The sequence below is a fragment of the Streptomyces sp. NPDC018045 genome (assembly GCF_044327445.1).
Lineage (GTDB): Bacteria > Actinomycetota > Actinomycetes > Streptomycetales > Streptomycetaceae > Streptomyces.
The window spans coordinates 58,409-84,392 of the sequence record NZ_JBIRFL010000026.1 but is presented as its reverse complement, the minus strand read 5'-3'; the positions used below and the strand labels follow the sequence as shown (position 1 = coordinate 84,392).

The window sequence follows — 25,984 nt, the reverse complement described above, 5'->3', positions numbered from 1 at the left end:
AGAGGTGTGCGGGATGTCGGCTGACGGAGCGGGCGGCCGGGCCGGGGTGGAACCGGATGCTCACTGCGCGGCGGCGGATTCCCCGGACGGCGGTGTGGGCATGCCGCCGGCGGAAGCCGAAGCCGTTTACCGGCGGCTGGTCCGGCACGACCTCAGTGAGGACCTGGCGTTCGGGCTCAACATCGGCTTCTACCGTACGTTCGCCGTACCGCAGATCGCCGAACTTCTCGTTGCCACCGGGAAGATGACCGGCCAGGCGGAGGTGCGCGCCAAGACCACCGGGCTGATGATGCACCAGTTGTTCGCCGCCGGACTGGACAGTCCGCGAGGCGCCGAGACGGTGGCCGCCCTCCAGCGCATCCACTCCCGGTGGCAGATCGGCGACGACGCCTTCCGCTACGTCCTGTCCTGCTTCGACATCGCGCCGATGCGCTGGTGCGACACCTACGCGTGGCGCGCCACGACCGCGGCGGAGAAGGCCGCCTCCCACACGTTCTACCGTGGCCTGGCCGACCGGATGGGCATCCCCGGGGTCCCGGCGACCTGGGACGCGTTCGCCGGCTGGACCGACCGCTTCGAGCGGCGGCAGTTCGCGGCCACCGCCGCGTCCGCCACGTTGTGGGCCGCCACCCGCGGCATGCTGATCCGCCGCTTCTTCCCGGCCCCGCTCGGCCCGTTCGTCCGTACCGCCGCCGACGCGCTCCTGGACGAGCCGCTGCGCCGGGCCGTCGGCGCCCGCCGCCCCTCCGCTCCCGTACGCGCCCTGGTCGAGGGCGGGATGCGGCTGCGTGCCCGGCGCAACCGGCGCGCCCACGCCGACCCCGGCTACCGGCCGGACCTGCCGCCCGCCGTACGGGACCTCGCGTGAGCGCGTGACCCACTGATCGCGTGATCGCCTGATCGCCTGATCGCTTGCCGGTGGACCGCGCTTCCCGTTCGCCCGGCAGGCGCCCATCCCTCCTGCCCTTGGTGTCCAACGCGGGCAAACGACCGGTTGGACAGGCGCCTCGCCGCGGGCCCGTCCAACTGGACGCGGTTGACCCGGTACATCGGTGACCGCAAAGTGAGAACAATCGGTTCGTTAATTCTTGGCAGCGCCGATCTCCGCATCCCCGAATCGCCGGACCTCCGCATTCCCGAATCAGCGCATCACCAGATCGGCGGAAATCAGCCGATGCGGAATTGCGTCAATGCCATGGAATGCGTCGCGCTGCGGGCACGGAAAAGGCGGACATGAGGAATCGGACCCGGCGCCGGCCATCGGTCACCCCATTTCCTGGGGCCGGCTCTTCTTGAGTGAGCGGTCACCCGCAACCCGTCACCGTCGGCGTTCGCCTCCCGCCACCGCAGTTGACGACGGAGAAGGGATGTCAGGATGACCCAGCCCCACGAAATACCCGTACACGTCCGCCGGGAGCGCTTCGACCCGGTTCCCGAACTGCGGCGGCAGACGAAGGAGGCGCCGCTCACGGAGGCCGACATCGACTTCGGGCCCTTCGGCCGGGTGAAGTGGCTCGCCACCGGAGAGGCCGAGATACGGCAGGTGCTGGGCGACCTGAAACGGTTCAGCTCCGCGCTGCCCGACACCGGCGAGGACGGCACCGGGACCCCGACCCTGCCGGGAAACCTGCTGACGTGCGACCCGCCCGACCACACCCGCCTGCGGAAGATGGTGGCGCCGGAGTTCACGGCGCGGCGGACACGCAGGCTGGAGCCCCGCCTCCACGAGGTCGTGGCGGAGTGCCTGGGCACCATGGAGCGCGTCGGGCAGCCGGCCGACTTCATGCGGCAGTTCGCCTGGCCCATGGCGGGGCTGATCACCTGCGAGCTGCTGGGCATTCCCCGGGACGACCGGGCGGAACTGGCGCGTTACCTGGACATCTCCCAGAACGACGCCGGGTCCCCGGAACAGCAGACGGCCATCGGGAAGGCGTACTGGGCGTACATGGTCAAGCTCGCGAGCCGGCAGCGCCGCGATCCCGGCGACGGTCTGTTCGGCGCGGTGGTGCGCGCGCACGGCGCGGACATCGGCGACGAGGAGCTGGCGGGCCTCGGCGCGACCTTCGTGTCCGACGGGTTCCTGCAGGTCTCCAGCATGCTGGGGCTGGGCACGCTGGTGCTGCTGGACCACCCCGACCAGCTCGCGCTGCTCCGGCAGCGGCCGGAGCTGATCGACCGGGCCGTGGAGGAGCTGCTGCGCTACGTCACCGTCATCCACACGGTGACGCCCCGGACCGCCCTGGAGGACGTGACCATCGGGGACCGAGTGATCAAGGCCGGCGAACGGGTGGCCTGCTCCCTGTTCGCCGTCAACCGCGCGCAGGGTGAGAGTGCGTCCGACGGCTTCGACATCACCCGGGAGGCAGGGCCGCACATGGCCTTCGGGTACGGCATCCACCACTGCGTGGCCGCTCCGCTGGTCAAGATGGAGATGGCCGCCGCCTACCCGGCGCTGCTGCGCCGGTTCCCCGGACTGCGGCTCGCGGTGCCACCCGACGAGGTCCGCTTCCGGGCCTCGCAGACCCGGCAGTTCAGCCTGGAGTCCCTGCCCGTGGCCTGGTGATATCCAGGAGCCCGTGGCCCGGCGAGGCCCGGCGCGACCGTACCGTCCCGGCCCGGGTCCCGATGGTCACCGGCCCGGTCCGTCCGCCAAGGCGCGGGTGCCCGGGGCGCAGCTCTTGCTCAGTTCGTCGAACGCGGGGGCCGGCAGCCTGCGGGCGGAGCCGCGTCGGCCGGGGTCGAGGAGCGCGGACGCGGTGAGCAGCCACTGCGGGAGGGGTTCGACCCCGACGAACTCGGCCAGCCGGGTCAGCTCTTCGGCGGGACGGTCGATGAGGTCTTCGTAGGCGAGTGTGGAGCGCCGGCCGGCGGGCAGTTGGCCGAGGAACGCGGTGCCTTCGGTGACCAGTTCGGACCACAGGGCCCCGAATGTCCGCAGGGGGATGTCCCGGTCGAGTACGAGAGCCCGGTCGAAGCTCTCGTCCAGCAACGGTGACAGGTCCGCGGGGAGCGAGCGCACATGCCGGTCGGTGAGGTCGGCGAAACTGTCGACGCCGGCGCGTGCCTTGATCTCGCGCAGCAAGGAGATCGTGCGGTATCCGCAATGGCGGCTCATGGACAGGGCGCAGTCCGGCCCGTCCCTGAACATGTGTACGAACTTCGCGTCCGGGAAGGCGGCCCGTAGCTTTGGCGCCCAGCGGGTCGAGTAACCGGAGCGCTCGACGACGGCGGTCCGTCCGAACCGCGCGCAGAGCAGGCCGAACAGCGCTCGGTGGTGCCCGGCGGCGGTGCGCCGGGGCCACCGGACCACCGCCGCGTGGAGCTCGTCGAGGAGCCCGTCCGGATCGTCGGTGAGGTGGGGCAGCACCATCAGGGAGAGCGCGGGGATTCCGGCGGTCGTCGCCGTGTACCGTCCCGGCCGGCGGGTGTGGAGGAATTCCGGCATCGGCAGGCCGCTGCGGAGCATCCGGTCGAAGTGAGGGGTGGGCCGGAAGAGGAACTGCCAGAACTCCGCACCGGTCACCCTTTCCTCGGGGAAGGCGGCGTCGCCGACGGAGGCCATGAATTCGTTGAGGCTCAGGATGTCCGGGTGGGCGTTGAGGATGCGTGACAGAGCGGTCGAGCCGCTTCGTCCCGTTCCGATCACGAAGGTCAAGGAACGCATGGTCGGCCTCCGCGGCGTCGCGATACTCAGGGCCGGGGCCGCTCCGGCGCATGAAAGCTCCCGGCCGGAGGGCCGCTCCCTCCACATGAATACTCCCCTCCGCCAACGACTTCAGTGCCGGTTTCCGCGAGGCCACCGGCGCCGCCGGGCGCGCGGCGGCCGGGGTTCGCGCGCGGGACGGGCCATGATGATCCGGGGCGCGTGCCGGGCGCGTCCCGCTTCGGGCCGGGCCGAGCGAGGATCACGACGATGGACCGCAGTACAGCGAGCACCCCGCGCACTCCGCCGCGGCCGGTGGTCCGCCGGTTCGGAGGTGAACTCCCCCATGGGAGCGCGTGCCTGGTCCCGTGCGCTCCCTTGACAAGATCGGAGCGCCCTAAGAATATGGCTGGACGCTGCAACAGTGTGCCCAGAGGGACGCCCGTGACCGGTCCGGGCGTGACCGACCACCGTTGTCGGCGCCCCTCACCTCTGCCGCCGGTGCGTACCGGCTCCTCTCCCCCAGCCCCTTGCCGTGGCCGGCCCGCGCCCTGACGCGGGCCGGCCACGGCCGTCCACGGCGGCAGCGCGCGAAGACCACCCGATGCATCCATTCGTATGCGAGGACGGCGAGATGCCCGAAGGACCAGACCTGCCCGCGTTCCCGGACCGGGTGCCGTACACCGATCCAGGGACGCCCGACTGCCGCAGTCCGCTGCGGTACCTGTGGTGGCTGGTCGTGATGCAGCGCAAGCGGGTGCTGCTGGGCGCGCTGTGGGGCAGCGCCTGGATGTGCGCGCTGATGCTGCCCCCGTACCTGATGTCGCGGGCGATCGACAACGGCCTGCGGGGGCGGGACACCGGGGAGCTGGTCCTCTGGGTCGCGGTGATCCTCGTGCTCGGCGCGGCCATCGCGGCCCTGGGCATCCTGCGCCACCGCACCATGACACTGATCCGGGTGGACGCGGCGTACCGGACGGTGCAGGTCCTCGTACGGCAGATGACGCGGCTGGGGGCGGCGCTGCCGCGCAAGGTGTCGGCCGGTGAGCTGACCCACCTGCAGGCGGGCGACATCGGCCGGATCGCCCAGACCCTGACGATCACGGGGCCCGGGGTCGGCGCGGTGATCGCGTACGCCGCGACCGCGGTGCTGCTGTTCAGCATCTCCGCCGTCCTGGCGCTGGTGGTGCTGCTCGGGGTACCGCTGCTGGCGGTGACCATCGGGCCGCTGCTGGGCAAGCTGCACGGTGCCGAGGGGACGTACCGGGAGGAGCAGGCGTCGCTGACCGCCCGCGCGAGTGACATGGTCACCGGGCTGAGCGTGCTCAACGGCATCGGCGGCAAGCCGATGTTCGCCCGGCGCTACCGGGAGCGGTCCCAGGCGCTGCTGTCCCACGGCTACCGGGTCGCCGCGCTGACCAGTTGGGTGCAGGCGCTCGGCGTCTGCCTGCCGGTGCTGTTCCTGGCCACGGTCACCTGGATCAGCGCGCGGATGGCGGCCGACGGCACGATCACGGTCGGCGAGATGGTGGCGGTGTACGGGTACGTCGCCGCGCTCCTGGTGCCCGTCTCGTTCTTCATCGAGGGCGCCGACGACCTGCCGCGCGGGCTGGTCTCCGCGCGGCGGGTCGCCGGCATCCTGGCGATGCGGCCGGACCTCGCGGACCGCGAGGGGCTGGTGGAGCCGCCCGCCGGGCCCGCCGGTCTGTACGATCCCGAGTCGGGGCTGGAGCTGCCCGCCGGCCGGCTGACGGCACTGGCCTGCGCCCGGTCCGACGCGGCGTACGCGGTGGTCGAGCGGCTGGGCCGGTACACCGACTCCGAGGTCACCTGGGGCGGCGTACGACTGGCCGACGTGCCGCTCGACGAGGTGCGCCGCCGGATCCTGCTGTCCGACCACGACGCCTACCTGTTCGGCGGTCCGCTGCGCTCCGCCGTCTCCGTACGCGAGGACCACGCGGACGCGGACATCGGGCGGGCGGTGACGGCCGCCGTCGCGGACGACATCGTCGAAGCGCTGCCCGAGGGGCTCGACGCGCGCCTGGACAACCAGGCGCGCAATGTCTCGGGCGGCCAGCGGCAGCGGCTGCGGCTGGTCCGGGCGCTGCTCGCCGACCCCGAGGTGCTGCTGCTCGTCGAGCCCACCTCGGCGCTGGACGCGCACACCGAGGCCACCGTCGCGGCCCGGGTCGACGCCGCCCGGCAGGGCCGTACCACGCTCGTCGTGACCACGTCGCCGCTGCTGCTCGACCGGGCGGCGCGGGTCTGCCACCTGGTCGACGGCCGGGTCGCCGCCGAGGGCACGCACGGCGAACTGCTCGCGCGCGAACCCGGCTATCGCGCGCTGGTCTTCCGCGGCGGCCAGGACGGTGCACCGGCCGGCCGGGCGCCGGAGGTCAGGGAAGGAGCCGGCCGATGAGCGGCACGGGAGAAGAGTGGCGGCTGCCGGTCGCGGACGCCGCCGAGGTACGCCGGGCCACCGGGCACCTGCTCAGGGCCGACGGCCCGGCCATGGTCCGGGTCATCGCGCTGACCTGCCTCGCGTCGCTGGCGGGCCTGGCCGGGCCGTGGCTGCTGGGCCGGATCGTCAGCCGGGTCGAGGCGGGCGACGCCTCGCCCTCGCAGGTCGACCTCCTGGCGCTCGGCGTGCTGGGCTGCGCGCTGGCGCAGCTCGTGCTGACGCGGTACGCCCGCTGCTTCTCGCACCGGTTCGGCGAACGGGCGCTGGCCCGGCTGCGCGAGGAGGTCGTGGACCGCACGCTGGCCCTGCCGGCCCGGGTCGTCGAGCGGGTCAGCACCGGTGACCTGGTGACGCGTGCGTCCACGGACGTCGGCACGGTCGCCGCCACGCTGCGCAACGCCGCGCCGGACGTCTTCATCGCGGCCGTGCAGGTGCTGTTCATCTTTGTCGCGGTGTTCGCGCTGCATCCGCTGCTGGGGCTGTGCGCGCTGGTGGGGCTGCCCGTCGTGGGGGCGGTCAGCCGCTGGTACCTCAAGCGGGCCAGGGACGCCTATCTCGCCGAGGGCGCGTCCGCCGCCGGGGTGGCGGAAGCGCTGAACGCCACCGCGCAGGGTGCCCGCACCATCGAGGCGTTCCGGCTGCGCGAGCGCCGGGTGCGGGAGGCGGACCGGGCCGTGGACACCACCTACCGGGCCGGCCGGCGCACGCTGGCGCTGCGTACCGTGCTGTTCCCGGTCACCGAGTTCGCGCACTCGCTGCCCACGGCGCTGATCCTGCTGGTGGGAGGGGTCGCGTACCTCAACGGGACGGTCGGTCTCGGCGTGGTCGTGACCGGCAGCCTCTACATGTGGCAGCTCGTCGACCCGCTCGACCGCGCGCTGAACTGGGTGGAGCAGTTGCAGCGCAGTGGCGCCTCGCTGGCCCGCATCAAGGGGGTCGGCCTGGTCTCCGGCGAGCCGGCGACCGGGGTGCGGCAGCCGGCCGACGACCGTATCGAGGTGCGCGGGGTGCACTACGCCTACGCCTCGGGCCGCCACGACGTGCTGCGCGACGTGGACCTGACGGTACGTCCGGGCGAGCGGCTGGCCCTGGTCGGCACCTCGGGGGCCGGGAAGTCCACCCTCGGCAAGCTGCTGTCCGGCGTGGACACGCCGAAGTCGGGGTCGGTCCTGGTGGGTGGGGTGCCGGTGGCGGAGCTGGCCGCGGCGGACGAGCTGGGCAACCGGGTCGTCCTGATCACCCAGGAACACCATGTGTTCATGGGCACGCTCCGGGACAACCTGACGATGGCGGCGCCGGACGCCGACGACGACGCGCTGCTCGCGGCGCTCGCGCTGGTCGAGGCCGACTGGGCGCGCGCGCTGCCGGACGGGCTGGACACCGTCCTGGGCACGGGCGGCGTCCACCTGGACGCGGCGCAGGCCCAGCAGCTCACCCTGGCCCGGGTGGAGCTGGCCGACCCGCACACGCTCATCCTCGACGAAGCCACCTCGCTGCTGGATCCGGCGACCGCGCGGCAGGCCGAGCGGGCGATGGCCGCGGTCCGCGCGGACCGTACGGTGATCGCCATCGCGCACCGGCTGCAGACCGCCCACGACGCCGACCGGGTCGCCGTGATGGAGGCGGGCCGCATCGTCGAGCTGGGCTCCCATGACGAACTGATCGCCGCGGACGGCCCGTACGCGGCGCTCTGGCGGTCCTGGAACGGCGAGGACTGACCGCACGCGGGGGCGCCGTCCGGGCCGGTGACCGGCTCCGGGAGGCGCCCCGTACGGGTACCGAATCTTTCCGCTGCACGAGGGGACGTTGCCGTGCCTATGGCCGCCGTGAACGAGAAGGGCGCGGGCGCGAAGTTCGTGCTCGTGTGCGTGTGCTGTTCTGCCGAGCTGGAACCGGCGCTGGTGTACCGATGTCCGCGGTGTTCCGGGGCGCTGGAGCCCCGCTACCCGCTCGCGGGCGCGGCCCCGCGCGACCACGAGGACCCCGAGCGGGTCTACTTCGACTTCCTGCCGCTCACCTCCCCCGGGTTCCTGGACAGCCGGGTGACCGTCCGTACGCCGTGCCGTCCGGCGCCGCGGCTCGGTGCGGCGGTCGGGGTGCCGGGGCTGTGGGTCAAGGACGAGTCGCGGCAGCCGACCGGCACCACCAAGGACCGGCTGGCGTCGGTCGTGCTGGCGGTGCTGCGGCAGTTCGGGGTCAAGGAGTTCGTGGGTTCCAGTACGGGCAACAGCTCCACGGCGCTCGCCCGCGCGGTGCTGCGCGACCCGGCGATGCGGGCGCATTTCTTCTGCGGCGCGGAATTCGTCGGCAATCACGCCATGACGGAGAGCGAACAGATTTCGCTGACCGTCGTTCCGGGGACGTATGTGGACGCGTCCGCCGCGGCCCGCGCATTCGCCACGGAGAACCGGTTGCACCTCGACGCGGGTTTCTTCAACTGGGCCCGCCGCGAAGGGCTCAAGCTGGCCTACCTCGAAGCCCTGGACGCGATGGACCGCACCCCGGACGTCGTCGTGCAGGCGATCAGCAGCGGTATGGGTTTCCTGGCCGCGCACAAAGGGATGCGGGAATACCTGGAGACCGGCCGGATCGACCGGATGCCGCGGTTCCTCATGGTCCAGGAGGAGACCTGCGCCCCGGCCGCGAAGGGCTGGCGCGAGGGCCGTACCGAGCTGACCGAGGCCGACCGGATCGACCACCCCACCGGGCTGGCCACGGCCATCCTGCTCGGTGACGGCGCGCCGTACTACCCGTACCTGCACCGCATCGCCTCGGAGACCGGCGGTGCGATCGTCTCGGCGTCCCGCGCCGAGCTGGTCGAGGCGCGGCGGATGCTGGTCGAGCTGGAGGGCCTCGACGTGTGTTACGCGTCGGCGGCGACCGTCGCGGCGGTGCGCGCGGAGGCGGCGGCGGGACGGATCGGGAAGGACGCGACGGTGCTCGTCAACCTGACCGGGCGCAGCCGGATCGCGGCGGGTGAGAGCGTATGAGCGGGGAACGGGACATCGCCGTCGTCGGAATGGCCGGCCGCTTTCCCGGTGCGCGGAATCTGCGGGAATTCTGGGCGCAGGTGCGGGACGGGGTGGAAGCGGTCTCGTTCTTCACCGAGGAGCAGGTGCTGGCGGCGGGCGCGACGCCCGAGGATGTCGCGCGGCCGAATTTCGTGCGGGCCGGTTCCCGTATGGCCGACCTCGAACTCTTCGACGCGGAATTCTTCGGCTACACGCCGCGCGAGGCGGAACTGATGGACCCGCAGCACCGGGTCTTCCTGGAGACGGCCTGGGAAGCGCTGGAGCATTCCGGCTACGGGCCGGAGCACGTCACGGGTGACATCGGCGTGTTCGCGGGCGCGGGCACCAACAACTATCTGGCCAACATCCACACGCACCCCGAGGTGGTGGAGAGCGCCGGCGGTACGCAGGTGCTGCTCGGCAACGAGCTGGGTTTCCTCGCCACCCGGGTCGCCTACAAGCTCGACCTGCGCGGCCCGGCGGTCTCGCTGCGTACCGCGTGTTCCACGTCGCTGGTCGCGGTGCACCTCGCGTGCCGTGCGCTGCGCGCGCGGGAGTGCGACATGGCGCTGTCCGGCGGGGTGTTCGTCAACCTGGACCAGGAGCGGGGCTATCTGCACCAGGAGGGGTCGTTCCTCTCCCCCGACGGGCACTGCCGGCCGTTCGACGCCCGCGCGGCGGGCACGGTGTTCGGCAGCGGCGCGGGCGCGGTGGTCCTCAAGCGCCTCGACGACGCCCTGGCGGCCGGGGACACGGTGTACGCCGTGATCAAGGGATCGGCGGTGAACAACGACGGCGCGGTCAAGGCCGGGTTCACCGCGCCGACCGTGGCGGGCCAGGCGCGGGTGATCGGCGCGGCGCTGCGGGACGGCGGGGTGCCGGCGGGCTCCGTCGGCTACGTCGAGGCGCACGGCACCGGCACGGCGCTCGGTGACCCGGTGGAGCTGCGGGCCCTGGCGACGGCGTACGAGGGGGTCGCGCCGGGTTCGGTGGCCCTGGGCTCCCTCAAGGGCAACATCGGCCACTTGGACGCGGCGGCGGGCATAGCCGGTCTGATCAAGACGGTGCTGGCGCTGTGGCACGAGACCCTGCCGCCCACCGTGAATTTCTCGTCCCGCAATCCGGACATCGACTTCACCGGCGGGCCGTTCGCCGTGCAACGGGAGGCGGCCGCCTGGCCCCGGTCGGCGGCGCCCCGGCGCGCGGGGGTCAGTGCCTTCGGGTTCGGCGGCACCAACGCCCATGTGGTGCTCCAGGAAGCGCCGGCCGCCGCGCCGGGCGACGCTCGCGGGCGTTCCTCTCAGGTGCTGTTGCTGTCCGCGCGGTCCCCGGAGGCGCTAGAGGAGCTGAGCGAGCGGACGGCCGCACGGCTGCGGGCGGGCGACGTGAGCTTCGCGGACGCCGCGTACACCTCGGCCGTGGGCCGCAACCGCTTCCCGTACCGGCGGGTGGTGACGGGCCCGGACGGCACGGCCGCGGCCGCGGCCCTGGAGGCGCGGGACCCCGCGCGGGTCGCCACCGCGCACTGCGCCGGCGGCTCGCCGGGCGTCGCGTTCCTGCTCAGTGGGCAGGGCGGCCAGTATCCGGGCATGGCGCGGGAGCTGTACGCCGAGGAGCCGGTGTTCCGCCGGGCCGTGGACCGGTGTGCCGGGGTGCTGGCGGCCGGCGGCACCGGGGTGGACGTGGTCGGGCTGATGTTCGGCGACGGAGACGATCCGGAGGCGGTCGCCGCGCTCCAGCGGACCGAGGCGGCGCAGCCCGCGCTGTTCGTCGTCGAATACGCGCTGGCCCAGTTGTGGGAGTCGTGGGGCATCACTCCGGCCGCGCTGCTCGGGCACAGTCTCGGCGAGCTGGTCGCCGCGTGTCTGGCGGGCGTGTTCGCCGTGGAGGACGCGCTGCGGCTGGTGGCGCTGCGCGGGAAGCTGATGCAGGCGCAGCGTACGGGGTCGATGGTGAGCGTGGTGGCCGACCGGGCGACGGTCGTTCCGCTGCTGCCCGACGGCGTCGCCCTGGCCGCGCACAACGGGCCGAAGGACTGCGTGGTGTCGGGGCCGGCGGACGCGGTGGCGGCGTTCGCCGAGCGGTTGGCCGCGCGCGGTGTCGTCACCCAGCCCGTCGCCACCTCGCACGCATTCCACTCGGCGCTGATGCGGCCGATGGCGGCCGAGTTCACCGCCGCCGTCGCGGCGGTGCCCCGCCAGGCCCCCGGCGTCCGGTTCGTCTCGAACGTGACCGGGACCTGGATCACGGACGAGCAGGCGCAAGACCCCGAGTACTGGGGTCGGCACGTCCTGGCGCCCGTGGAGTTCGTCGCCGGGGTGGACACCCTGGCCGCCGACCCGGACCTGGTGCTCCTGGAGGTCGGCCCCGGCCAGACGCTGAGCAGCCTGGCCCGGCGCATCGTCACCGGCGGTGCCTCCCACCTGATCACGTCCTCGCTGCCGCACCGCCGCGACGCCCGCCACCCGGCCGAGGCGGTCCGGCGGGCGCTGGGGCAGCTCTGGCTGGCCGGGCGCGAGCCGGACTGGGCCGGTGTGTACGGGAACGAGCGCCGGCGTCGGGTGGCGCTGCCCTCGTACCCGTTCCAGCGGCAGCGGTACTGGCTGGAGCGCGGGACCGGCGGTCTGCCCGCCGCCCGGCCGTCCACCCGGCGTACGGACCTCGCCGACTGGTTCCAGGTGCCGTCCTGGGAACGCGCGCCCCTGCCGCCCGCCCCACGGGACCGCTCCGGAGAACGGTGGCTGGTGTTCACCGACGCGACCGGGCTCGGCACGGCGCTGGCCGCACGGCTGCGGCGGGACGGCGCCGAGACGGCGACGGTCGCCGCGGGCAGCGGCTGGGTGCAGGAGGAAGACGGCCGGTTCACGATCGGCCCCGGGGACGCGGACCACTACGCGCGCCTGCTGCGGACCGCGGGCGGGGACGGCCGTCCGCCCACGCACATCGCCCACTGCTGGACCGTCACCGAGGCGAGCGCGGCGCACCGGTCCGCGGCCGACACCGGGGTGCTGCGCCTGGGGTTCGAGAGTCTGCTGCTGCTCACGCAGGCGTTCAACGGCCTGCCGGACCGGCCGGGCTGCCGGATCTGGGCGGTCGGCAACGGCCTGCACGACGTCACCGGCACCGAACCGCTGATGCCGCTCAAGGCCACCGTGCTCGGTCCGTGCCGGGTGACGCCGCGCGAACACCCCGCGCTGGCCTGCCGCAGTGTCGACGTCCTGCTCGACGGGCCGCCCTCGGAGCGTCTGGTCGACCAGCTCGTCCGCGAGTTCGCGGTGCCGCCGGAGCACGCCGACGTCGCCTACCGGGGCGCGCACCGCTGGGTCCGCACCTACCCCCCGGCGCCGCTGCCGGCTCCGGCGGCCGGGGCTTCGGTGCTGCGTGCCGACGGGGTGTACCTGATCACCGGTGGCACCGGCGGGCTCGGGCTGGCGCTCGCCGCCCACCTGGCCCGGCCCGGCCGGAAGCTGGCGCTGGTCGCGCGGACGCCCGTACCGCCCCGGAGGGAGTGGGACCGGTGGCTCGGCCGGCCGGCCGGCGACCGGACCGGCGACGTCGTCCGCGCGCTGCACGGCATGGTGGAACAGGGCGCCGAGGTGCTGACGGTGCAGGCGAACGTCTGCGACCGGACCCGGACCGCGGAAGCGGTCGGTGAGGTGCTGGCCAGGTGGGGCAGGGTCGACGGCGTGTTCCACGCGGCGGGCCTGGCCGGCGGCGGACTCATCCAGCTCAAGACCCCCGACGAGGCCGCCGCCGTCCTGGGACCGAAGGTCGCCGGGACGCTCAACCTCGAACGCGCCCTGCGCGGGCAGCGGCTCGACTTCCTCGCCCTGTTCGGCTCCAACGCCGCCAACGTGGGGGACTTCGGGCTGGTGGACTACGTCGCCGCCAACAGCTTCCTCGACGCGTACGCGCACGCCCGTACGGGGCCGGACGCGCCCGCGCACCGGGTGGTCACGGTGGACTGGGGGCCGTGGCGGGACGTCGGCATGGCGGCCGCGACCGACCTCGGTGACGCGCTCGCGGACGCGCGCGGCAAGGACCTGGCGGAGCGCGGCATGGCCCCCGCCGACGCGCTGCTCGCCCTGGAGCGCGCCCTGTCCTCGTCCGAGGAGCCGCAGCTCATCGTCACCCCCGTGGACGCGCGCACCCTGATCGACAGCGCGTTCACGCTCACGGCCGGGGCCCCGGAGAGCGACGAGCGGGTGGCGGGGCTGGGCGCGCCCCGGCCGGTCCATCCGCGCCCCGAGGTGGCGAGTGCGTACGCGGCGCCCCGCAGCGCCACGGAGCGGCAGTTGTGCGCGGCGTGGCAGGAACTGCTCGGCATCGACCGGGTCGGTGTCGACGACAGCTTCTTCGACCTCGGCGGCAGTTCGCTGGTCGCCATCCAGCTCGTCGCGACGGTCAACAAGGCGCTGGGCGCCACGCTGACGGTCGCGCGGCTCTACGAGGCGCTGACCGTCGCGCGCCTGGCGGCCCTGGTCGACGGAGCGGCCGCCGCTCCCGCCGAGGACACCCGGCAGTCGCTCGACGAGGTGAAGAGCCGCGCCAGTTCGCGCCGGCAGCACCAGCAGAGCCGGATGGCCCGGTCCCGGGCGCGCCGACAGCCCTGAGGCGCGGGCCCGCCACCGGCGCCTCCCGCTCCGTACCGCCGTATCCGCGCGTACCGCCGTATCCACGCGTACTCCGTACACCCGTGCGTACGCGTCACCGTGCGCGTCCCGTTGTCCGAAGAGGTGTCCAGCATGCCCGCTCCCCCGCTCACACCGCGCCTGGCCCGGCTCGTCACGGACATCCGTACGGCCCTGCGCGCACCCGGCGGAGGCGCCCCCGCAGAGGCCGGACGGCGCGTCGCGGACGCGCTGGCCGCGCATCTGGGCCGCCCCGGCCTGCTGACGGCGGCCCAGTGCGCGGCCGATCCGCTGGACTACCGGCAGCACCTCCTGCACGCGGAACCGGACGGCACGTTCTCGGTCGTCGCGCTCGTGTGGCTGCCCGGCCAGCGGACCTGCGTCCACGACCACGTCGCCTGGTGTGTGACGGGGACGTACCGCGGCGTCGAGGAGGAACGGCGGTACCGCCTCGCGGACGACGGCACGGGCCGGTGCCTGGTGCCCGCGGGCCGCAGCACGAACGGGCCGGGCACCGTGGCCTTCGTCGCCCCGCCGGGCGACATCCACGAGGTCCGCAACGCCGCCGACGGCACCGCCGTCTCGCTGCACGTGTACGGCGCGGACCTCAGCCGCACCGGCACCAGCATCCGCCGGCGCTACGACCTGCCGGTCCGGCCGCCCGGCGACACGTCCGCGGAGCCGTCCGCGCCGGTACGCGACGGCGTTCGCCGCCCGTGAAGCAGCAGCCGGGAAGCGGCCCGTCCGCCACCGTGAACCGACATCGTGAGGAGTGAGACCGTGGCGAGTGGACCCGTCGAGGACACGTCGTACGGGCTGCGCGGGGAGACGCGCGCCGTCGGCGGCGCCGCGGGCGCCGACACCCTGCCGGGCCTGTTCTCCGCGCAGGCCGCGCGGACCCCCGGCGCGCTCGCGCTCGTCGGCGCGGACGGCGCCGGGCTGACCTACGCGGAACTGGACGCCCGGGTGGAGCGGCTGGCCAGGGCGCTGGCCGCGCGGGGCGCGGGCCCGGAGACGGTCGTCGCGGTGTCGGCGCCCCGGTCGGCCGGGCTGGTGATCGCCCTGCACGCCGTGCAGCGGGCGGGTGCGGCGTACCTGCCCGTCGATCCGGGGCAGCCGGCCGAGCGGGTCCGGTCGATGACCGAGGACGCGCGGCCGCTGCTGGTGCTGACGGCCGCCGACATCGAACGGCTCCTGCACGCGCCCACGGACGACGACGCGCACGGTGCGGACGACGCGGACGGCACACAGCGCACGGATGGTACGGGCCCCACCGCCGCCCGCCCCCCGCTCCCCCGCCCGCACCCGCTGAACCCCGCCTACGTCATCTACACGTCCGGCTCGACCGGGCGCCCCAAGGGCGTCGCGGTGCCGCACCGCGCCATCGTCAACCGGCTGGCCTGGATGCAGGCCGCGTACCCGCTGACCGCCGGCGACCGGGTGCTGCAGAAGACGCCGGCCGGCTTCGACGTGTCGGTGTGGGAGTTCTTCTGGCCGCTGTGCGTCGGCGCGTGCCTGGTGGTGGCCGAACCCGACGGGCACCGGGACGTGCGGTACCTGGCCGAGGTGATCCGGCGGCAGCGCATCACCACCGTCCACTTCGTGCCGTCGGTGCTGCGGCTGTTCACCGCCGAACCCGCCGCGGCCCGCTGCACCTCCCTGCGCCGGGTCTTCTCCAGCGGCGAGGCGCTCTCCGGGGAGCTGCGGGAGCGGTTCTTCGGCGTGCTCGGCGGTACCGAGCTGCACAATCTCTACGGCCCCACCGAGGCCGCGGTGGACGTGTCCTTCTGGCGGTGCCGCCCGGACGACGGGCCCGGGCCCGTGCCGATCGGCCGGCCGGTCTGGAACACCGCGCTGTACGTGCTGGACGCGGACCTGCGGCCGGCCGCCCCGGGAACGACCGGCGAACTGTACCTGTCCGGCGTGCAGTTGGCCCGTGGGTATGTGGGCCGCCCCGGGCTCACCACCGGGCGTTTCGTCGCCGACCCGTACGGTCCGCCCGGCTCCCGTATGTACCGCACCGGGGACCTGGCCGTACTGCGGCACGACGGGGCCGTCGAGTACGCGGGCCGGACCGACCACCAGGTGAAGGTCGGTGGCGTACGGATCGAACCGGCCGAGGTGGAGGCCGCGCTGACGGCGCATCCGGCGGTCGCCGACGCGCTGGTGACGGCCGCTCCCGACGGGACCGGCGGGACCCGTCTCGTCGGCTACCTCGTCCCGGACGCCGACAGCGCGGCGCCGCTGCGCACCGTGTGCCGGATGGAGGCCGACGGGGAACTCACCGCGCGGGAGCGGCACACCCTGCCGAACGGCATGGTCGTCGCCTCCCCCAACCCGGCGGAGACCGACTTCCTGTACCGGGAGATCTTCGAGGGCCGCGAGTATCTGCGCCACGGCATCGGCCTGCCGGACGGGGCGGTGATCTTCGATGTGGGGGCACACATCGGGCTGTCCTCGATCGCGCTCGCCCGGTCCTGCCCCGGCAGTGTGGTGTACGCCTTCGAGCCGGTCCCGCACCTGTTCCGGCTGCTGGAGCTGAACACCCGCATCCACGGTGTCGACGCCCGGCTGTTCCCGTGCGGGCTCGCCGAGGCGGCGGGCACCGCCGAGTTCACGTACTACCCGCACCTGTCGATCATGTCGGGCCGCTTCGGGGACGTGGCGCAGGAGCGCGGCGTGCTGGAGGCGTTCGTCCGCAACACCGCCCCGGCGGCCGCCCGGCCCGCGCCCGGTGCGGCAGCCGACCTCGACGCGCTGCTCGCCGAACGGCTGCGGCACACCGAGGTCACCTGCGCGCTGCGCACCCTCTCGGACGTGATCCGGGAGACCGGCGTGGACCGCGTCGACCTGTTGAAGATCGACGCGGAGAAGAGTGAGGCGGCGGTCCTGCGCGGGCTCGACGACGCGCACTGGCCGCTGGTCCGCCAACTGGTGATCGAGGCGCACGACGTGGCCGGCCGGGTCGGCTGGATCACGGAGCGGCTGGAGAGCCGGGGCTTCTCCGTCACGGTCGACACGCAGGCCGAGCTGGCCGGCACGGGGCTGGTCACGCTCTATGCCACCCGTGGCGGCGGGACGGCGGTGACCAGGGCCGGGTACGGAACGGCGGTGACCGGTGGCGCCCCGACGCACGGCACGGCGTCGGCGCCGGTGCTCCCCGGGCCGCCGTGGTCCGATCCGGAACGGTACGCCGCCGAGGTACGGCGGAGCGCGCTCGAACGCCTGCCCGCGCCCATGGTGCCGTCGTCGTTCGTCGTCCTGGACGCGTTCCCGCTCTCCCCCAACGGGAAGCTGGACCGTGCGGCGCTCCCGGCTCCCCGGCCGCACGCGGCCCGGCCCGCCACCGCCGGGGACGCTCCCCGTACCGCGGTCGAGGAGGTGCTCTGCGCGCTGTTCGCCGAGGTGCTCGGCGTGCCGGAGGTCGGTGTCCACGACGACTTCTTCCGTCTCGGCGGGCACTCGCTGCTCGCGATCACGCTGATCGGCCGGGTCCGCCCGGTGTTCGGCGCCGAGGTGAACCTGCGCAGTCTGCTGGAAGCGCCCACCGTGGCGGCCTTCGCCCGGCAGCTCGCGCACGGCACGGACGGCGGCGACCCGCTGGCCGGACTGCTGCCGCTGCGGCCGGGCGGCGACCGTCCGCCCCTGTTCTGCGTGCACCCCGGGGCCGGGGCCGGCTGGGTCTACGCGGGGCTGCTGCGCCACCTGGACGACCGGCAGCCCGTGTACGCCCTCCAGGACGAGCGGCTGACCGGCGGCGCGGCGGCCGCGAGCGTGGAGGAGATGGCCGGACGCTACCTCCGGCGGATCCGTTCCGTCCAGCCGGCCGGGCCGTACCACCTGCTCGGATGGTCCTTCGGTGGTCTGGTCGCCCACGCGATGGCCACTCGGCTCCAGGAGGCCGGGGAACAGGTCGCGCTGCTCGCCCTGCTGGACGCCTACCCGCTGCACGACCGTGCCACGCCCCACCCGCACCGGACCGGCGCGGGCGACGGGTTCGGGGAGCTGCTGCGCTCGTTGGGCCACCCGGAGCCCGGGTACGGCGGTGCCGTGCGGCTTCCGGGGTACGCCGGGTTCGCGGCGGCGGTACGCGACGATACCGCCCTCGCCGGCCTCGACGAGGCGCAGGTGACCGCCATGGCACGGGCGTTCCGGGAGAACACCGGCCTCGCGGACGGGTTCAAGCCGATGGTCTTCGACGGGGACATGGACCTGTTCACCGCCACGCTCGGCCGGGAGCCCGGCGCGCCGGGCGAGACGGACTGGGCGCCGTATCTGACCGGGCGGCTGCGGGTGCGCCCGGTGGCGTGCACGCACGGCGGCATGACGGGGCCGGGGCCGCTGTCCGAGATCGGTCCGGCGCTGGCGGCCCGGCTGGCGGAGGGGGCGGCGGTCGGCCCACCCGCCTGAACCCGCCGGGATCGGCCACACGAAAAGGGCCCGCCCGGCCGAGTGTCCTCCACTCGGCCGGGCGGGCCCTTTTCCGTTTCCGTGCCGCCGGTCACGCCGCGGCTCACGCTCAGCCGGCCGGTCCGCTCACCGCCTCCTCCAGCGACTCCGTCAGCTCCCTGACCGTCGGCCGGCTCAGCAGCCGGCGCAGGGAGATGTCCGGCACGCCGTCGTCCCTGATCGTCTCGACGATGCGTACGGCCTGGAGGGAGTCGCCGCCCAGCTCGTAGAAGTCGTCGTCCAGGCCGACGGGCAGGCCGAGCGTGTCCTGCCACACCGTCCTGATGCGCTCCATGAGCGGGGTGCCCCTCGGGGTGTCCGCGTCCCGGGCTCCGCCGTCCCGGGCTTCCGCGTCCACGGCGGGCCGGGCGGCGGGATCGGGCAGGGCCGCCACGTCCAGCTTGCCGTTGGGGGTCAGCGGCAGCTCCGGCAGCGCGGTGAAGGTGGCGGGCATCATGTGGCCGGGCAGCAGCCGCGCCGCCCCGGCCCGTACCGCGTCGATGTGGCCGCCGTCGAGGACGACATAGGCGTCCAGCCGCTGCGAGCGGTTCCCCTCCCCGCCCGTCCGCCGGACCGCCACGGCGGCGGCCCGGACGCCCGGCTGCTCGCGCAGCACCGACCGGATCTCGTCCGGTTCGACGCGGAAGCCCCGGATCTTGACCTGGCCGTCCAGCCGGCCGAGGTGTTCGAGTGTGCCGTCGGGGCGCAGCCTGCCGAGGTCGCCGCTGCGGTAGACCCGGCCGCCGCCGTGCGGGTCGGCGTGGAAGCGCCGGGCGGTCAGGTCCGCGCGGTTCAGGTACCCGTCGGCGACGCCCGCGCCGCCCACCAGGATCTCCCCCGCGACGCCCGGGGGCAGGGTCCGGCCGCGGCCGTCGGTCACGCGGACGTACCAGCCGGGCAGCGGCCTGCCGACCGCGCGGGTCCCCCGGCGCGCCAGGGCGGGCGTCAGGGTCTGCGCGGTGACGTGCACGGTGGTCTCCGTGATGCCGAACATGTTGACCGTCCGGCAGGTCTCGGCCGGGTGGCGCTCGTACCAGGGCAGCAGGAGCCGCGTGTCGAGCGGCTCGCCGCCGAACACCACCAGGCGCACGGCCAGGCCGGCCGGTTCGCGGCGGTCGGCCTCGGCGAGCTGCGCGAAGGCGGACGGGGTCTGGCTGAGGACCGTGACCCGGCGCGCGGCGAGCAGCGCGAGGAACCGGCGGGGGTCGCGTGAGTCCCAGTACGGGACGACGACCAGGTGTCCGCCGGTGAGCAGACAGCCCCAGATCTCCCAGACGGAGAAGTCGAAGGCGCTGGAGTGGAAGAACGTCCAGGTGTCGGCGGTGCCGAGCCGGTAGGTGTCGCAGGTGGCGTCGACGAGTGCGCAGACGTTGCGGTGCGGCACCATGACGCCTTTGGGCCGGCCCGTCGAGCCGGAGGTGTAGATGATGTAGGCGGTGTCGGCCGCCGTCACGCGTCCGGGGACGGGCACGGGGACGGCGCCGGCCGCGCCCCGCGCGTCGACGTCTTCCGGCGTCAGGCGGCGCGTCCCGCGGCGCGCGGGGAAGTCCGCGCGCGCGGTGACGACGACCGCCAGGTCCGCGTCGTCGACGGTGTACGCGAGCCGGTCGTCGGGGTGGTCCGGGTCCATCGGTACGTAGGTCCCGCCGGCCCGCAGCACGCCGAGCAGGGCGACCACCAGGGTGGCGCTGCGCTCCAGGCAGACGCCGACCCGGGTGCCGCGCCGGACGCCCAGGGCGCGGAGGCCGTGGGCGAACCGGTCGGCGGCGGCGCGTAGTTCGCCGTAGGTCAGGCGTACGGTCTCGTCGGAGAGGGCGACGGCCGCGGGGACGCGCTCCGCCATTGCGTCGAACGCGTCGGTGACGGTCCCGGTGAGGGTCGTCCGCGGTGGTTCCGCGTACCCGAGGGCGACCGTCCGCGCCTCTTCGGCGGCGTCGAGCAACTCGGCGTCGTCGACCGTGCGGTCCGGCGCGTCGAGCACCTGCCGGTGGACGTGGGCGACGTGGCGGCCCCACTGCCGCGCGAGGTCCGCGCACACGTGCCTCGGGTCGTGGGTGATCCGTAGCAGCGGCGCGTCGTCGGGGCCGTCGGCGAGGGTGACGGTCAGGGCGTACGCGTCACTCCCGGACGGAGACAGGAGCCCGAACCCAGCGCTCTCGCACGGGTGGTGACGTCTCATCAGCTCTTGGAGTGTATCGGTTCCGGCGACCGGCTCGTACGTCACCCGAGCCCCGTCCGCCGGGGACAGCGGAACGACGCGGCGCAGGCCGTGGGTGTCGTAGCGGGCCAGCACCGCGCTCGCCGCCGCGAACCATCCGGCGGCCTCCGTCGGGGTGCCGGGCGGCAGCGGGAGGTCGCAGACGCCGGGCTCCGCGGGCGCCTCCGGGTCGCCCAGCCCCCAGTCGAACGGTTCTCCTCCCAGGGCGGGCGCGGGGCTCACGCGTCCTCCCGGCCGTCGAAGGACCGGTGCCGGCCGTCCCCGCTCCCGCGGACCGGCGCGTCGGCCGTCGACGCGCGGATGACCCGCAGCAGGTCGGGCACCGCGTCGTTCAGGTACATGTGACCGCCGGGCAGCTCGACGTACTCGAAACCGAGGCCGGTGGTCTTCGACCACTCCTGGGCCTCGGCGGCGCTGACGCAGTCGTCGTCCCGCCCCCGCAGGGCGGTGACGGGCACCGGCAGGACGGTGTCCGGGTCCGGGTGGTAGTCCTCGTACATCTCCACGTCGGCGCGGAGTGTGGGCAGGATCAGCTCGCGCATCTGCGGGTTGTCCAGGGCCGGGTGGCGGGCTCCGGCGAACTCCTGGACGCGCTCCAGGAACTGCTCGTCGGGCAGGCCGGTGGCGCGCCGCGCCCGCCGGGAGCCGGGGCCGTGCGCCCCGCTGACGAAGAGGCGCACCACCTCGGTGCCGGTACGGGCCGCCATCGCGTGCGCCAGGGCGTGGGCGAGGGCACCGCCGCTGCTGTGCCCGAACAGGGCCACCGGGGTGCCCGCGGTGCTCTCCAGCACCTCGGGCAGGACCCTGCGCACCACGTCGGGGATGCTGCGCAGCGGCTCCTCCTCGATCAGCCGCTCCCGTCCGGGCAGCCGCACCGGGACCAGGTCGATGTCGGGTGCGGCGGGTGCGCGCCAGGAGCGGAAGAAGGCGGCACCGGCTCCCGCGAAGGGGACACAGACGAGCGACAACGTGGCCATGGGCGTTCTTTCTGCTGCGGGGACGGGCGGGTGGTCGGGCGCGCCGGCCGGCGGTCGCGGGCGTCGGGGCCGGGGTCAGGTGGCGCGGGCGGCCGCGCCGACGCGCCGGCCGGGGTCCGCCGCGACGGCCGCCAGCAGGGACGTGTAGCCGGTGGCCAGGTCCTGGGCGGTGTCCGGCGGGTACAGGTCGCGGGCGTAGGTGAGGTGGACGTCGATGCCGTCGGCCGTGCGCCGCGGTGTGTGGCGTTCCACCAGTTCGAAGCGGAGGTCGAAGCGCAGCGGTTCCTCCGCCGCCGGCTCCGGCCGTACCGTCAGGTGCGGGAGGTGCAGGTCGGGCACCGGGTTGTTCTGGAAGGCGAGCATGACCTGGAAGAGCGGGTGCCGGGTGGCCGAGCGGGCCGGGTTGAGCACCTGCACGAGGTGGTCGAACGGTACGTCCTGGTGGGCGTAGGCGGCCAGGTCGGTGGCGCGGACGCGGTCGAGCAGGTCGCGGAAGGCCGGCGCGCCGTCGGTCCTGGTGCGCAGGACCAGGGTGTTGACGAAGAAGCCCACGAGGTCGTCGAGGGCTTCGTCGGTCCGTCCGGCGACCGGCGTCCCGATGGGGAGGTCGGTGCCCGCTCCGCGCTCGGTGAGGAGGGCGGCCAGGGCCGCCTGGCAGACCATGAACAGGCTGGTCCCGGTCTCGCGCGCCAGGGTGTGCAGCGCCGACTGGACCTCGGGCGCCACGCGCGCGGTGGTCCGGCCCGCCCGGCGCGAGGGCGCCTCCGGGCGCGGGGCCGCCGGGCAGAGCGTCAGCCGGTCGGGCAGACCGGCCAGTTCCCGCTGCCAGAACGCGGTCTGGCGGCTCAGCGCGGAGTCCGGCGCGTCCGGTGTTCCGAGCAGCGCGTGGTGCCAGAGCGTGTAGTCGGTGTACTGCACGGGCAGATCGGGCCAGGCGGGCCGGATGCCCTGGGAGCGGGCCGTGTAGGCGAGCGCGATGTCCCGTGCCAGCGGGGTGAGCGACCAGCCGTCGCACACGATGTGGTGGAGCACCAGCGACAGGACGTGGTCCTGCCCGGTGAGCCGGAACAGCCGTGCGCGTACGGGCGTCTCGGCCGTCAGGTCGAACGGGTGGGCGGCCTCGGCGGTCAGCTCGCGCCGCAGGTCCTCCTCGGTGACGGTGTCGGCCGGCAGGCTCACCGGGGCTTCGTCCGGGTCGAGCACGATCTGCTGCGGGATGCCGTCCCAGTCGGGAAAGGCGGTGCGCAGGCTCTCGTGCCGGGCCACCACGTCGTTCAGGGCCCGTTCCAGCGCCGCGCGGTCCAGGCGGCCGCGCAGCCGCAGCGCCATCGGCATGGTGTAGTTCCCGTTGGGGCCGTGCAGCCGGCTCTGGAACCACAGCCGCCGCTGTACGGGGGCGAGCGGGATCACGTCGGGCCGGTCCACGGGCCGCAGCGGCGGCCGTACGGTGTCCTCCCGGCTCTCCAGCCGCTCGGTGAGCAGGGCCGCCGTGGGCGCCTCGAAAACGGTCCTGAGCGGGACCTCCACGCCCAGTTCGGCGCGCAGGCGGCTGATCAGGCGGGTGGCGAGCAGGGAGTGGCCGCCGAGGTCGAAGAAGGAGTCGTCGGCCGTGACCCGGTCCAGGCCGAGTACCTGGGCGAAGATCTTGCAAACGGCCTCTTCCCGTTCGGTGCGCGGTGCGCGGCCGGCGGAGGCGGCGCGGAAGTCGGGGTCGGGCAGGGCCCGGCGGTCGATCTTGCCGCTGGTGGTCGTCGGGAAGGCGGGCAGCACGACGACCAGGGCGGGGACCAGGTGGTCCGGCAGCCGGTCGCGGACGTGGCGGCGCAATTCCGCGCTGTCCGGCGCCGGGCCGGCCCCGGCGGGCACGACGTATCCGATCAGCCGCCGGTCGCCGCGCTCGTCGGTGCGGGCGACGGCCACCGCGCGGCCCACCGACGGGTGGCCGGCGAGCGCCGTCTCGACCTCGCCGGGTTCGATGCGGAAGCCGCGGATCTTGATCTGTCCGTCGGCGCGGCCGTGGAATTCCGCCTGCCCGTCCGGGCGGCGGCGCACCAGGTCGCCCGTACGGTACATCCGGTCGCCCGGCGGGCCGAACGGGCAGGCCAAAAAGCGTTCCGCGGTGAGGGCCGGCCGGTCCGCGTACCCGTCCGCGAGGCCGGGCCCGGCCAGGAACAGCTCGCCGACGGTACCGGTGGGCACGGGGCGCAGCCAGGGGTCGAGCACATAGGCACGGGTGTTGCGGATCGGGTGGCCGAGGAGGACGTCCGGGCCGTCGCAGTCGGCGGCGAAGCTGTCGCCGCCGGCCTCGGACGCGCCGTAGAAGTTGACCAGGCGGGAGCCGGGCAGGGTGGCGGCGAACCGGGCGGCGAGGTCCGGTGCGAGGGCTTCGCCGCTGGACACCCAGAGCCGGCAGGACGTCAGGTCCCGGTCGGCGGCCTCGTCCAGCAGGGCCTTGAGCAGGCTGGGGACGACGGTGACGCGGGAGTCCCCCGCGTCCTCGATGAAGGCGGCGAGGGCGGTGGCGCTCCGTGCGGTCGCCCCGTCGGCCAGCGCGACGCGGGCTCCGCCGAGGAAGGCGCCCAGCAGTTCGGTGGTGCCGTCGACGAAGCTCAGGGTGGTCTTGGCGACGACCGTTTCGGCCGGCCGGTACGGGAAGGCGTCCGCGTACCAGGCGAGGCGGTTGAGCAGGGCGCGGTGGCTGCCGGTCACGCCCTTGGGGTGCCCGCTGGAGCCCGAGGTGTAGATGAGCGTCGCGGGGTCGCCGGGGCGGGCCGGGGCGGGGCGGTCGTCCGCCGTCAGGTCCGCGTCGGACAGGCCCTCGGTGGCGGTGGCGAAGCCGTCGGCGCGGCCGGTGGCGGCGAGGACGACGGCCGGGCCCGCGCCGACGGTGTGCAGCATGTCCTCGGTGGTGACGACGACGGCGGGCCTGGCGTCCCGGAGCAGGAACGTCACCCGCTCCGAGGGGTGTTCCGGATCGACCGGCAGGTAGGCGGCGCCGCACTTGAGCACGGCGAACAGGGCGACCGGCAGGTCCGCGGTGCGGGGCAGCATCAGGGCGACGCGGTCCCCGCGGCCCGCGCCCTCGGCGGCGAGCCGGCGGGCGAGCCGGTTGGCCCGGGCGTTCAGCTCCCGGTACGTCAGCTCGTCGCCGCCGGCGACCAGCGCGACGGCGTCGGGGGTACGGCGCACCCGCTCCTCGAAACGGTCCGCGACCGTGCCGTCCGGGACGGGATGTTCGGGCCCGTGCCCCTCCGCCAGGAGGGCCGCCCGTTCCGCCGGGAGCAGCGGCAGCAGGTCGCGGACCGTGCGCTCCCGCCCGTCGGCGACCATGGCCAGCAGCCGCACCAGGCGGTCGGCCCACGTCCGGGCCTCGTCGGGCCGCAGCACACCGGGCTGGGCGCCGATCCGTACCTGGAGCGCGGCGCCCGGTACGACGGTGAGGCCGAGCGGGTAGTGGGTCGCGTCCCGGATGTCGGCGGCGGCCAGGCGCAGGCCGGGTGCCAGTTCGTCACCGGCGGCGGCGTCCACCGGGTAGTTCTCGAACGCGGTGACCGTGTCGAAGAGGACGGGCAGCCCGGCCAGCCGGTGGATCTCGGGCAGGCCGAAGTGGTGGTGCGGCAGCAGCCGTTCCTGTTCGTCGCGCAGCCGCCCGAGGTACGCGGCCACCGGCTCGTCCGGGCGCAGCCGGACCCGTACCGGCAGGGTGTTGGTGAGCAGGCCGACCATGGACTGCACGCCGGGCAGCTCCGGCGGGCGCCCGGAGACGACGGTGCCCAGTACCACGTCCTGGCTGCCGGTCAGCCAGCCGAGCAGAACCGCCCAGGCCCCCTGGACGACGGTGTTCAGGGTGACGTGGCAGCGCCGGGCGGTCTCGGTCAGCGCCGCGGTAGCCGGTTCGGGGAGCGCCGAGGTGACCAGGTGGGGCAGTTCCGGCCGGGTGCCGGGGTGCCCGGCGCCGGCCACCAGGGCGGGCCGCTCCAGGCCCGCGAGCGATTCCCGCCAGGCCGCGGCGGCCGCCTCGCGGTCCTGGCCGGCCAGCCACCGCAGGTACGAGCGGTACGCGGGCGGTCCGGGCAGCCCGGCGGTGCTGCCGCCCTGGGCGTACGCGCGGAAGATCTCCTCGACCAGGGTGGGGAAGGACCAGCCGTCGAGCACCAGGTGGTGGTTGGTCAGCACCAGCGTCCAGGCCGCCGCGCCGGTGCGCAGCAGCCGGCAGCGCAGCAGCGGCGGGCGCGCCAGGTCGAAGGGTGTACGGCGCTCCGCGGCGGCCAGCCGGTCCCGGTGCGCGGCGCGCCGCTCCGGGGCGACGCCGCGCAGGTCGGACTCGGCCCAGGGCAGGGTGGCGTTCCGTACGACGAACTGGAGGGGGTCGCCGTCGGCGCGCGTCCGGAAGCCGGCGCGCAGCGGCGCGTGACGCTGGACGACGGCGGAGCAGGCCCGGTGGAGCAGCGCCGGGTCCAGGGGCCCGGTCAGGTCCAGGGTGAGCTGCGCGGTGTAGACGTCCGTCGCGTCGCCCGCGAGCAGCGCGTGGAAGTAGAGCCCCGACTGGAGCGGGGTGAGCGGAAGGACGTCTTCCAGTCTGGACATCCGCATG

Annotated in this window: 11 protein-coding genes and 1 pseudogene; 8 read left to right on the top strand and 4 right to left on the bottom strand. The window is 74.6% G+C overall.

The window, feature by feature from the left end:
- Positions 1-13 precede the first annotated feature (13 nt).
- Together ACH4EB_RS32985 and ACH4EB_RS32980 are read left to right on the top strand one after the other, a co-directional pair.
- Positions 14-868 (top strand): oxygenase MpaB family protein, encoded by an 855-nt coding sequence (locus ACH4EB_RS32985; RefSeq protein WP_398351894.1) that lies wholly within the window; start codon positions 14-16, stop codon positions 866-868.
- A gap of 507 nt (positions 869-1,375) precedes the next feature.
- On the top strand, positions 1,376-2,563 hold the full coding sequence (locus ACH4EB_RS32980) for a cytochrome P450 (RefSeq protein WP_398351892.1): 1,188 nt from the start codon (positions 1,376-1,378) through the stop codon (positions 2,561-2,563).
- Between the two features lie 66 nt (positions 2,564-2,629).
- Here ACH4EB_RS32980 and ACH4EB_RS32975 read toward each other — a convergent pair whose 3' ends face one another.
- Complete coding sequence (locus ACH4EB_RS32975; protein ID WP_398351891.1) at positions 2,630-3,664, bottom strand: sulfotransferase family protein; 1,035 nt, start codon at positions 3,662-3,664, stop codon at positions 2,630-2,632.
- Between the two features lie 613 nt (positions 3,665-4,277).
- On the opposite strand from ACH4EB_RS32975, the gene ACH4EB_RS32970 reads away from it, so the two are divergent.
- The 6 genes and pseudogenes from ACH4EB_RS32970 to ACH4EB_RS32945 form a co-directional block, all read left to right on the top strand.
- Positions 4,278-6,062: an ABC transporter ATP-binding protein gene (locus ACH4EB_RS32970; RefSeq protein WP_398351889.1), complete on the top strand. Its 1,785-nt coding sequence runs from the start codon at positions 4,278-4,280 to the stop codon at positions 6,060-6,062.
- Positions 6,059-7,822, top strand: coding sequence for an ABC transporter ATP-binding protein (locus tag ACH4EB_RS32965; protein WP_398351887.1), 1,764 nt, complete (start codon positions 6,059-6,061; stop codon positions 7,820-7,822). Before ACH4EB_RS32970 ends, ACH4EB_RS32965 begins: the two co-directional genes overlap by 4 nt.
- 99 nt (positions 7,823-7,921) lie before the next feature.
- On the top strand, positions 7,922-9,094 hold the full coding sequence (locus tag ACH4EB_RS32960) for a pyridoxal-phosphate dependent enzyme (RefSeq protein ID WP_398351916.1): 1,173 nt from the start codon (positions 7,922-7,924) through the stop codon (positions 9,092-9,094).
- A complete protein-coding gene (locus ACH4EB_RS32955) occupies positions 9,091-13,728 on the top strand; it encodes a beta-ketoacyl synthase N-terminal-like domain-containing protein (protein WP_398351886.1) in 4,638 nt (1,545 codons plus the stop codon). The genes ACH4EB_RS32960 and ACH4EB_RS32955 overlap by 4 nt, the downstream gene beginning before the upstream one ends.
- A 132-nt stretch (positions 13,729-13,860) precedes the next feature.
- Positions 13,861-14,466 (top strand): cysteine dioxygenase, encoded by a 606-nt coding sequence (locus ACH4EB_RS32950; protein WP_398351885.1) that lies wholly within the window; start codon positions 13,861-13,863, stop codon positions 14,464-14,466.
- A 105-nt stretch (positions 14,467-14,571) separates the two neighbouring features.
- Positions 14,572-18,156 (top strand): annotated as a pseudogene (locus ACH4EB_RS32945) (amino acid adenylation domain-containing protein); the annotation flags it as partial.
- Positions 18,157-18,265: 109 nt separating this feature from the next.
- Here the strand turns inward: ACH4EB_RS32945 and ACH4EB_RS32940 are convergent.
- From ACH4EB_RS32940 to ACH4EB_RS32930, 3 genes are all read right to left on the bottom strand, one after another.
- The gene (locus ACH4EB_RS32940) at positions 18,266-20,635 is read right to left on the bottom strand and encodes an amino acid adenylation domain-containing protein (RefSeq protein ID WP_398351884.1); all 2,370 of its coding nucleotides are present in this window, start codon (positions 20,633-20,635) and stop codon (positions 18,266-18,268) included.
- The gene (locus ACH4EB_RS32935) at positions 20,632-21,390 is read right to left on the bottom strand and encodes a thioesterase II family protein (RefSeq protein WP_398351883.1); all 759 of its coding nucleotides are present in this window, start codon (positions 21,388-21,390) and stop codon (positions 20,632-20,634) included. The genes ACH4EB_RS32940 and ACH4EB_RS32935 overlap by 4 nt, the downstream gene beginning before the upstream one ends.
- Positions 21,391-21,465: 75 nt before the next feature.
- Complete coding sequence (locus tag ACH4EB_RS32930; RefSeq protein ID WP_398351882.1) at positions 21,466-25,977, bottom strand: amino acid adenylation domain-containing protein; 4,512 nt, start codon at positions 25,975-25,977, stop codon at positions 21,466-21,468.
- Between the last annotated feature and the right edge of the window lie 7 nt (positions 25,978-25,984).

Excerpts from the sequence above, each read along its gene's own strand:
- ACH4EB_RS32980 (WP_398351892.1), top strand. The coding sequence starts at position 1,376 with ATGACCCAGCCCCACGAAATACCCGTACACGTCCGCCGGGAGCGCTTC.
- ACH4EB_RS32975 (WP_398351891.1), bottom strand. The coding sequence starts at position 3,664 with ATGCGTTCCTTGACCTTCGTGATCGGAACGGGACGAAGCGGCTCGACC.
- ACH4EB_RS32955 (WP_398351886.1), top strand. The coding sequence starts at position 9,091 with ATGAGCGGGGAACGGGACATCGCCGTCGTCGGAATGGCCGGCCGCTTT.
- ACH4EB_RS32930 (WP_398351882.1), bottom strand. The coding sequence starts at position 25,977 with ATGTCCAGACTGGAAGACGTCCTTCCGCTCACCCCGCTCCAGTCGGGG.
- ACH4EB_RS32965 (WP_398351887.1), top strand. The coding sequence starts at position 6,059 with ATGAGCGGCACGGGAGAAGAGTGGCGGCTGCCGGTCGCGGACGCCGCC.
- ACH4EB_RS32960 (WP_398351916.1), top strand. The coding sequence starts at position 7,922 with ATGGCCGCCGTGAACGAGAAGGGCGCGGGCGCGAAGTTCGTGCTCGTG.
- ACH4EB_RS32950 (WP_398351885.1), top strand. The coding sequence starts at position 13,861 with ATGCCCGCTCCCCCGCTCACACCGCGCCTGGCCCGGCTCGTCACGGAC.
- ACH4EB_RS32970 (WP_398351889.1), top strand. The coding sequence starts at position 4,278 with ATGCCCGAAGGACCAGACCTGCCCGCGTTCCCGGACCGGGTGCCGTAC.
- ACH4EB_RS32935 (WP_398351883.1), bottom strand. The coding sequence starts at position 21,390 with ATGGCCACGTTGTCGCTCGTCTGTGTCCCCTTCGCGGGAGCCGGTGCC.
- ACH4EB_RS32985 (WP_398351894.1), top strand. The coding sequence starts at position 14 with ATGTCGGCTGACGGAGCGGGCGGCCGGGCCGGGGTGGAACCGGATGCT.